Below are 7,400 nucleotides of genomic sequence, written 5' to 3'. Positions count from 1 at the left end.
AAATAACAAATAACAAATAACAAATAACAAATAACAAATAACAAATAACAAATAACAAATAACAAATAACAAATAACAAATAACAAATAACAAATAACAGTGAACAATCAACTTTTATGTTTGTTGCAGTTAGCTTTTGCACCTGTGGGAGCTTATAGTTATTCTGAGGGAATCGAGAGTCTGGTAGAAGCTGGTGCGATCGACAGCGAGAGCAGTTTGAGGAATTGGTTGGAAAATTCGCTGGAATTTGGGGCGGTGCGAGTAGAAGCGGCTGTGGCGGTACGGGCTTTGAGGGCGGCGAAGATTGGGGATTTGAGGGCTTTGAGTTATTGGAATGCTTGGGCGACTGCTGCTAAGGAAACTGAAGAGTTGCGCTTGCAAAGTTGGCAAATGGGGCGGACTTTGACGCGGTTGTTGCTGGATTTGCGTGAAGCGAAGCTATCCCGCAGGGAATCGCCCGTACCTTCTGGATTGACAACTATTGTAAAAGATTTGGTGGAAGTTGGTGGCAATCAGTGCAATTTTGCGATCGGCTTTGGGATAGCGGCGGCTTGCTGGCAGATTGAAGAGGAAGCGGCCGTGGTAGGATATTTGTACAGTTGGGCTGCAAATTTAGCGAGTGCGGGCGTGAAACTGATTCCTCTCGGTCAAACTGCGGGCCAACAGTTACTATTAGATTTGCAGTGTCAAATTAGTTTAACGGCGCAAGAAGTTTTACAATTAGAAGATGATGACCTCGGTAGTTGCAGTTGGGGATTGGGACTGGCTAGCATGGCGCATGAAACTCAGTACACTCGCTTGTTTCGCAGTTGAAATTTCAAATTACAAGGTATGTAGTTGCGCTTCAGCGCTCTTCTCTTATATCTGATGAAAGAGCGCTTTCATCCAAGGTATGTAGTTGCGCTTCAGCGCTCTTCTCTTATATCTGATGAAAGAGCGCTTTCATCCAAGGTACGTAGTTGCGCTTCAGCGCTCTTCTCTTATATCTGATGAAAGAGTGCTTTCATCCAAGGTACGTAGTTGCGCTTCAGCGCTCTTCTCTTATATCTGATGAAAGAGCGCTTAAGCGCAACAACGTACCTAAAAAGCCGTCCAAGATTGCTAAAATCTAAAATCTAAAATTGCTATGAGTGCTTTTCGTGTAGGAATTGCTGGCCCGGTTGGTTCGGGAAAAACTGCTTTACTGGATGCTTTGTGTAAGACGCTGCGCCAACAGTACCAGATTGCTGTGGTGACTAATGATATCTATACTCAGGAGGATGCACAGTTTTTGGTTCGGAGTCAAGCTTTGGAGAGCGATCGCATTTTGGGAGTAGAAACTGGAGGCTGTCCCCACACTGCTATCCGCGAAGATGCTTCGATCAATTTGGTAGCTATAGAAGAGTTAGAATACAAATTTACTAATTTAGATTTAGTGTTTGTCGAAAGCGGCGGCGACAATTTGGCGGCAACTTTTAGCCCGGAGTTGGTGGATTTGACAATTTACGTGATTGATGTGGCTGCGGGGGATAAAATTCCGCGCAAGGGCGGGCCGGGAATTACTAAGTCGGATTTATTGGTAATTAATAAAACAGATCTCGCGCCTTTTGTGGGAGCAGATTTGGGCGTGATGGAACGGGATGCTAAAAAGATGCGCGGGGAGAAGCCTTTTGTGTTTACTAACCTGAAGACAAAAGAAGGCTTAGAATCGGTAGTTAATTTTGTTAAATTGAATATGGCATAGATTGAGAAAATATAGTATAATGTAAGTAAACTCCCACGGCTCGCAATTCCCCGTGAAAACGTCTCCAGACAAATATAGTCTGGTTGAGTCGCGGGAGTGTCAAAAAAATCTCGTTCTAGTTTAGCCCTTTAATGACTAGCAAGTAAGTTATGCTGAGTTGTTATGATGCAGCCAAATACTTTTTGGCTCAGGCAAGTGAAGATGCTGGCGATCTGATATCTAATCTCAAGCTTCAGAAATTGGTTTACTATGCTCAAGGCTTTCATTTAGCTTTGTACGATGAACCGCTATTTCCTGAAGCCATAGAAGCATGGACTCACGGGCCCGTTGTTCCTGATTTGTACCGTCACTATAAAAAGTATGGTACTGGTGCAATTCCATGTCCAGAATATATAAACTTTTCGATTTACGACGAAGAAACTAAGAGCCTGCTTGATGAAGTTTACTCTGTGTTTGGGCAGTTTGCTGCATGGAAGTTAAGCAACATGACACACGAAGAATATCCCTGGAAACTTGCTGCTCAAAATAGCGGAAAAATTACTCATCAATCCCTGAAAAAATACTTCAAGACTCAACTCAATTGTGAAGAAGCATCTTAAGGCAAATCAACGCCAAGAAAAAGGGAAAAGGATTTCATCTAGAGAAATTGTTGATTTACCGCCAGAGCAGCAGTCGCCTGTATTTTCTTTGCAGTACATGAATAAAGATTACTCTCTTGCTCAATGTACAAAAGATGAAAAGGCAGCTTTTGCAGATACGCTATACAAGTTAAGTCAGCTTACCTGGAGTCAAATTAATGCTTCTCCCCGTCACGGATCTGGCTATGAGAAGATTGCCCAAAGTTCTATTAGAGCGGCTATTCCTAGCCATCTTAAGGATGATGTAAATTTTATTGCTTTTCGGTTTTGCGGGATGGCTCCGATGGTTGGTTATCGAGATGGGGCTGTGCTTTATATTATTTGGCTGGATAGAGACTTTACACTTTACCCTCATTAAAAATATCTCGTTCAATTAGCAGCGCTGTCAAATTTTCGGTATCGAGTCAACAATTCTCTGACTAAATTTGCCAAACGTTCCGTACTGTCTGTCACCGCTAATTGAAGAGCAGCTTGAGACATTTTTGCCAAATATTCGGAATCTTTTAACAAATATAAGACTTTGCTTTGCAATACCTCTGCTGTCAGTTCGCTTTGACGGAATACCACGGCGGCGCCTGCTGCGGCAAATACTTCGGCGTTAAATCTTTGGTGATCGTCTGCGGCGTGGGGGAAAGGAATTAAAATAGAAGGCATTCCTGTAACTGCTAATTCTGTTAGAGCACTGGCGCCCGATCGACTAATTGCTATATTTGCTCGCTGTAACAAACCCGCTACATTATCATAAAATGGCATCGACAGATACTGTTCGTGCTTCAAGCTTTCAGCATCCGGGTCATTATTTCCGGTGAGGTGAACTACCCACGCACCCGCCTCAAACCAAGCCGGAGCACATTCGCGCACTAATTTATTGACGGCGACAGCTCCTTGGGAGCCACCCATTACTAAAATTACAGGTACGCTGTCAGGAATTGGTAACTTTAGAGGTTCGCGAGTCAAGAATTGCGATCGCACTGGCGTACCCGCAACCACCGTTTTCGCGCGGGGTAAATGCTTTGCCGCTGCTTCAAATCCGATCGCCACAGCAGTGCAAAAAGGACTAAACCACCGCGTCACCTTCCCAGGAATTGCATTAGATTCGTGGAGAATCACCGGCAAACCCAAAGAGCGAGCCGCCAAAATAGCCGGTGCTGCGATGTAACCGCCGGTAGTAAATACTCCCTGAAAATTTCCCGCTTTGAGCAACTTCCGTACCTGAATGATCGAGCCGAGGAGTCCGCCCAAAATTCGCAGTGTACCGAGTCCAAATCGCTGCTGAAAGCCTTCAACGGCGATCGTATGGAGGGGGTAAAGGGAGGGAACTAATTGCGTCTCCATGCGGTCTGGCACTCCCAGCCATTCGATCTGACAGTCGCTCAACTGACGAGCTGTGGCGATCGCCGGAAATAGATGTCCTCCCGTGCCGCTAGCTGCAACCAACAACCGCAGGGGGGTTTTTGTCAAGGTATTTGTTTCTTTTACAAGTTCCACAGGTCGATCGATTTTAGATTAGAGGTTTTAGATTATTATGCTTATTGTTCCGGCAGTTTCAGCTAATTTTCAATCAGCAATCTAAAATGAGATTGTGCCGTATCTCTCCTTCCGTTGTCAGTTTTTCGTTGCAGGCGAACCGTTGCCCGCGCCGCGACCCCTGACAAATAACCAAAGTATCATCTAATGCGTAATTTTTTGAATTTAGTGCCAAGTGTATCTCAGTATTTTGCCAGCAGTCGGCACGAAAAAGCCGATCCTCTTCGTTGGCGTAGCCCCCGTAGGGGCGGGCTGCGCCAACGCGCGATCGTGTTTGGCTGCTTCGGCGGCCAGTCGATCGCTCAAATGTTGTTATGTTTAGCAGTTGTAGGTGCTGGCGTATTGCACCCGAGTGCGGTAAGCGCGATCGCGGCAACTCCCCAGGCGATCGCCCAAACCCCTGCCAATGCTCCAGCCCCACTCACCAAACTGCTAACAGAAATAGACGCAGCCGCCAACCGGCGCGATGTCAAAGCAGTCATGGCATTTTACAGCCAGAATTTCACTCATTCTGACGGCTTAAACAGCCAAAGCATGGAAAAAGCCCTCACCCAACTCTGGCAGCGATATCCGAATTTGAATTATCGCACCGAACTGAAGTCTTGGAAAACCGAAGGTAACGCAATTATCGCTGATACCGTAACTACAATTGCAGGCACCCAGAAACAGGATGGCAGAGAATTAAACCTCAAAGCTACCATCCGTTCTCAGCAGCGCTTTGAGGGTGAAAAAATAGTTAAGCAAGAAATTTTAGCAGAACAAAATCAGATTACTTCTGGTAAAAATCCTCCCAAACTTCAAGTAAATGTGCCGGAGCAAGTCAAGGTGGGCGAAGAGTACAATTTTGATGCCATTGTACTAGAGCCGATCGGCAATGACATTTTAATCGGAACTATTTTGGAGGAGCCCGTTAACGAAAAAACTTTTTTCAAGTCCGCAGAAGTCGATCTGGATTTGCTGAATTCCGGCGGGATTTTTAAAGTAGGTAAAGCTCCGGCTACTCCTGAAAATCGCTGGATTTCAGCAGTTTTGATGCGACAAGGCGGAATTGCAATGGTTAGCGTGCGATTGCGGGTTGTTAAATAATAAAATAGGTGTTATGGGGAATTGGGCATCGGGCATCGGGCATCGGGCATCGGGCATTGGAATCAGAACCTGGAAGCTTATCGATCGCAAATAACCAATAACAACTGCTAACAGTCAACTATCAACTGACAACTGACAACTGTCAACTGTCAACTGACAACTGACAACTGTCAACTATCAACTGACAACTGCTAACAGTCAACTGTCAACTGTCAACTGTCAACTGTCAACTGACAAAAAATGATTTCTATCCAAAATCAAATTGTTTTCATTACCGGTGCCAGTAGCGGTATCGGAGCAGCCTGTGGCAAGATATTCGCCACAGGTGGAGCCAAACTAATTTTAGCAGCCCGCCGCCGGGAAAAGCTCGATCGCCTTGCCAAAGAACTTGCAGACACAAAATTAGTCTCCTCAGCGAACGAGATTTACTTGCTAGAATTGGACGTGCGCGATCGCCCGCAAGTCGAATCGGCGATCGCTGCACTGCCCGACGCCTGGAAAAACATCGATATTCTGATTAACAATGCGGGATTGAGCCGCGGTTTAGACAAACTGCACGAAGGCAACTTTCAAGATTGGGAAGAAATGATTGATACCAATGTGAAAGGCTTGCTGTACATGACTCGCTACATCGTGCCTGGAATGGTCAGCCGAGGCCGCGGCCACGTAGTCAATATCGGCTCAATAGCAGGCCGTCAAGCTTACCCGAAAGGTAATGTTTATTGCGCTTCCAAAGCAGCGGTGAGAGCTATTTCTGAAGGATTGAAACAAGACCTTTTGGGAACACCAGTGCGGGTGACGGAAATAGAACCTGGTTTGGTGGAAACAGAATTTAGCAATGTCCGGTTTCACGGCGATTCAGACAAGGCAAAAAATGTCTATCAAGGACTGACACCCTTGACTGCTGAGGATGTAGCGGATGTCGTGTATTTCTGCACGACGCGATCGCCCCACGTCAATATTAGCGAAGTCTTGCTAGTTCCGACAGACCAAGCTAGTGCAACTCTAGTTCATAGAAAAGAGTTTTGAGTTTTTAATGAAAGACGTATGGATAGTTAAATAGTTCCCGGTTTCATCTGTATTTTTCAAGAGAAAAAAATCCAATAAATCATTGGATTTTTTTGAGTGATTTCATATACAACCATTCCGGACATCAGGATTTTAGCCAGTAAAATTCACAAGAGATATGAAGACTCCCGATAGATATCCCCCCTATGCGAGATCACTGGCAATGTCCCAAATAACAAATCCAACTCAACCCCTAAGCGTTCAACCTAACGCTATTGGCGGTTTAATTATTCAAGGCTCGCCCGATATACCAAACAGGATTAACGGTAGTAGCGGTTCGGATCAAATCATTCTAGGTTCTGGTAACGATGAAGTAGCAGCTCTAGGTGGCAATGACATCATATTTGCTCTAGACGGCAATGACACCGTAAGAGGTGGCGACGGCAATGATACTGTCTTCGCCGGTAAAGGCGATGATTTAATCGAGGGCGGTGCTGGCGAAGACGTTCTTTTTGGCAATCAAGGAGCCGATACCATCCGCAGTGGAGAAGGCAATGATACTGTTTTTGGAGGTAAAGGTGATGATTTGATAGACGGTGGCAGTGGCGATGACTTCCTGTTTGGCGACCTCGGCAACGACAACATTTTCGGCGGTGACGGGAACGACAACCTTTTCGGCGGTGAGGGCAATGACTACCTTATCGGTGGTGAAGGAAATGATACTTTGTTCGGCGGTAAAGGCGATGATGTGGTTGAGGGAGGCCCTGGAGATGACTTTGTAAATGGCAATTTAGGAAATGACACCGTTAGGGGCGGCGAAGGAAACGATATTTTGTTTGGCGGCAAAGGCAATGACATCGTAGAAGGCGGTGCCGGCAACGATATTATTTCTGGCAACAGAGGAAATGATACCCTCACAGGTGGTGCAGGAGCAGATACATTCCGCTTCGAGTTTGTCGGTGCCGATAATATGGATACGCTGACAGATTTCAATCCTACAGAAGATAAAATTCAACTCGATGGAGCTGTATTTAATGCTTTGATACCGGGCAATCTAGTTGGCAACCAATTTATTACAGACCCCAATTTCAATCCCAACACTCCTGGGACTCCGGGCGCGGCTAATGTCGTCTACAACCCGGCTGACGGTTTGCTGTACTACCGCAATCAAAACGGACAAGTTTCGATTGTTGCCCAAGTCGGTTCTAACCTGAATCTTGGGTCAAACAACTTTGAAATTATCTAAATTTCAACCCTATGTAGGGTATATCTACCATTGACATATAACTTTTATCAAAAAGATTAGATACTCATGCGGATAGGGCATTGGGCATTGGGCATTGGGCATTGGGCATTGGGCATTGGGCATTAAGATACCTCACTTTTTTTAGAACCGCTATAGATTTGAGATTTGAGAT

General features: G+C 45.4%; 8 protein-coding genes. 7 read left to right on the top strand and 1 reads right to left on the bottom strand.

The genetic code is table 11. The features are described from left to right. The first annotated feature begins 99 nt into the window (after positions 1–99). The 4 genes from JGK11_RS31895 (at position 100) to JGK11_RS31880 (ending at position 2,719) form a co-directional block, all read left to right on the top strand. Complete coding sequence (locus JGK11_RS31895; RefSeq protein ID WP_293186627.1) at positions 100–813, top strand: urease accessory UreF family protein; 714 nt, start codon at positions 100–102, stop codon at positions 811–813. Between the two features lie 313 nt (positions 814–1,126). Continuing rightward, positions 1,127–1,723 carry an urease accessory protein UreG gene (gene ureG / locus JGK11_RS31890; RefSeq protein WP_293186625.1) on the top strand — a complete coding sequence of 199 codons (597 nt, stop codon included), beginning with the start codon at positions 1,127–1,129 and terminating at the stop codon, positions 1,721–1,723. A 149-nt stretch (positions 1,724–1,872) separates the two neighbouring features. After that, positions 1,873–2,322, top strand: a complete 450-nt coding sequence (locus JGK11_RS31885; RefSeq protein WP_293186623.1) for a type II toxin-antitoxin system antitoxin SocA domain-containing protein — start codon at positions 1,873–1,875, stop codon at positions 2,320–2,322. After that, a complete protein-coding gene (locus tag JGK11_RS31880) occupies positions 2,306–2,719 on the top strand; it encodes a hypothetical protein (RefSeq protein WP_293186621.1) in 414 nt (137 codons plus the stop codon). The genes JGK11_RS31885 and JGK11_RS31880 overlap by 17 nt, the downstream gene beginning before the upstream one ends. An 11-nt stretch (positions 2,720–2,730) precedes the next feature. On the opposite strand, the gene murG is transcribed toward JGK11_RS31880, so the two are convergent. Then, positions 2,731–3,822 (bottom strand): undecaprenyldiphospho-muramoylpentapeptide beta-N-acetylglucosaminyltransferase, encoded by a 1,092-nt coding sequence (gene murG / locus JGK11_RS31875; RefSeq protein ID WP_293208466.1) that lies wholly within the window; start codon positions 3,820–3,822, stop codon positions 2,731–2,733. Between the two features lie 213 nt (positions 3,823–4,035). Here murG and JGK11_RS31870 point away from each other — a divergent pair, with 213 nt between their 5' ends. The 3 genes from JGK11_RS31870 to JGK11_RS31860 all read left to right on the top strand — a co-directional run bounded on the left by JGK11_RS31870 (position 4,036) and on the right by JGK11_RS31860 (position 7,228). Next, positions 4,036–4,974 (top strand): nuclear transport factor 2 family protein, encoded by a 939-nt coding sequence (locus JGK11_RS31870; protein ID WP_293186617.1) that lies wholly within the window; start codon positions 4,036–4,038, stop codon positions 4,972–4,974. A 240-nt stretch (positions 4,975–5,214) separates the two neighbouring features. Next, positions 5,215–6,003: an SDR family oxidoreductase gene (locus JGK11_RS31865; protein WP_293186615.1), complete on the top strand. Its 789-nt coding sequence runs from the start codon at positions 5,215–5,217 to the stop codon at positions 6,001–6,003. 202 nt (positions 6,004–6,205) lie between these two features. Then, positions 6,206–7,228: a calcium-binding protein gene (locus JGK11_RS31860; protein ID WP_293186613.1), complete on the top strand. Its 1,023-nt coding sequence runs from the start codon at positions 6,206–6,208 to the stop codon at positions 7,226–7,228. The last annotated feature ends 172 nt before the right edge of the window (positions 7,229–7,400 follow it).

Source organism: Microcoleus sp. PH2017_34_RAT_O_A, assembly GCF_020737885.1.
Classification (GTDB): Bacteria; Cyanobacteriota; Cyanobacteriia; order Cyanobacteriales; family Microcoleaceae; genus Microcoleus.
Note: the sequence above shows the minus strand (reverse complement) of the source record. Positions and strands in the feature narration are given on the sequence as shown.

Excerpts from the sequence above, each read along its gene's own strand:
- ureG (WP_293186625.1), top strand. The coding sequence starts at position 1,127 with ATGAGTGCTTTTCGTGTAGGAATTGCTGGCCCGGTTGGTTCGGGAAAA.
- JGK11_RS31885 (WP_293186623.1), top strand. The coding sequence starts at position 1,873 with ATGCTGAGTTGTTATGATGCAGCCAAATACTTTTTGGCTCAGGCAAGT.
- JGK11_RS31870 (WP_293186617.1), top strand. The coding sequence starts at position 4,036 with ATGCGTAATTTTTTGAATTTAGTGCCAAGTGTATCTCAGTATTTTGCC.
- JGK11_RS31865 (WP_293186615.1), top strand. The coding sequence starts at position 5,215 with ATGATTTCTATCCAAAATCAAATTGTTTTCATTACCGGTGCCAGTAGC.
- JGK11_RS31860 (WP_293186613.1), top strand. The coding sequence starts at position 6,206 with ATGTCCCAAATAACAAATCCAACTCAACCCCTAAGCGTTCAACCTAAC.